At 38.3% G+C, this 1,403-nt stretch carries 2 protein-coding genes; one reads left to right on the top strand and one right to left on the bottom strand.

The features are described from left to right. Positions 1–28: 28 nt before the first annotated feature. Complete coding sequence (locus AC1DG9_RS27035) at positions 29–271, bottom strand: hypothetical protein (protein WP_288879041.1); 243 nt, start codon at positions 269–271, stop codon at positions 29–31. Positions 272–472: 201 nt separating this feature from the next. On the opposite strand from AC1DG9_RS27035, the gene AC1DG9_RS27030 reads away from it, so the two are divergent. Further along, the coding region (locus AC1DG9_RS27030; RefSeq protein WP_477635690.1) for a sulfatase-like hydrolase/transferase at positions 473–1,403 on the top strand (931 nt) is incomplete at its 3' end.

Below are 1,403 nucleotides of genomic sequence, written 5' to 3'. Positions count from 1 at the left end.
GGAATACGGAGTAACGCTGGTGGCTGTGTTATAAATCACCTAAATGTTTGCTAATTGCCGAACCTAACTCATCAACCTGTTTATGGGTAAGTGAGCCCCATATTTGTTCCCATTTTTCATCTTTTCTAATCTGGGCCTCTTTATCATTCAGAGTGCATACATAATACGGTATTCCATCGGTGGTCTCAGTTTGCTTAACTTCTACCTTAATCTTTTTTTGTTCGTTGTCATGAAGCATAACAGTGAACTTTATGTCTTCGGATGCTTCCATAATTTTGTAATTTAGTTTTGTAATTTATACAACAACCAGTACGAACTAAAGTTTGGTTTTTGTAGTCTTCCTCACTTAGTTCGCACATTCCACACATATTATTCACAAAAAGGCACCTGCTTGTGGGTTTGGTGCGAAGAATGTGTAAAGAAATTTTTAAGTTGTTTATATTTGGTGAATACTAATGTTCATTTTTAGATAATGATAAAAGGAATCACGAAATTGTTTTTGTTGGGAAGCTGTGCTTTGATCGTTTTGATGCCCTCAATTGTTAACGCACAATCAAAAAAAAGTAGTGCTTCAAAGCCTAATATCATATTTATCTTAACCGATGACCTTGGATACGGCGATTTAGGTGTGTTTTTTCAAAATCAGAGAAAGGAGAAGGCAGATCAAAAACTTCCTTATCAATTTACTCCAAACCTCGACAAAATGGCTGCCAGTGGTGCGCAATTAACTAATCAGTATTGCAACGCACCGGTATGCGCCCCTTCCAGGGCATCTCTTTTAACAGGGCTTAATCAAGGCAATGCAAAGGTAAGAGACAATCAATTTGATAAGCAGATTGAAAATAACCATACTATTGCTACGGTACTGAAAATAGCGGGTTATGCTACATCAGTTATAGGAAAATGGGGTTTGCAAGGCGAAACTAAAGATGAACCTAATTGGCCGGCACATCCTCAAAAAAGGGGGTTTGATGATTTTTTTGGCTATATGCGCCATGCCGATGGACATGAGCATTATCCTTTTGAAGGAATTTACAGAGGTAAAAAGGAAGTATGGGACAATTATAAAAACGTAGCTGCGGATTTAGCCAAATGTTACACTACCGACTTATGGACTGCCCGTGCCAAGAAATGGATCATAGATCATGAAAGTGCCAAAGGACCCGAAAAACCTTTCTTCATGTTTCTTGCCTATGATTCTCCACACGCTGTGTTGGAATTACCTACTCAAGCTTATCCCGAAGGTAAAGGACTAAAAGGCGGCATACAGTGGCTTGGCAATCCTGGTAACATGATAAATACAGCATCTGGTAAAGTTGATTCTTTTGTACATCCGGATTATAAAAATTCTACATATGATAATGGAAAGGTAAAAAATGCGCCATGGCCTGATACCTTTAAGC

The organism is Pedobacter sp. 05L430 (genome assembly GCF_056397585.1).
The sequence above is the reverse complement of the archived record's forward strand: the minus strand, read 5'-3'. Positions and strand labels throughout refer to the sequence as shown.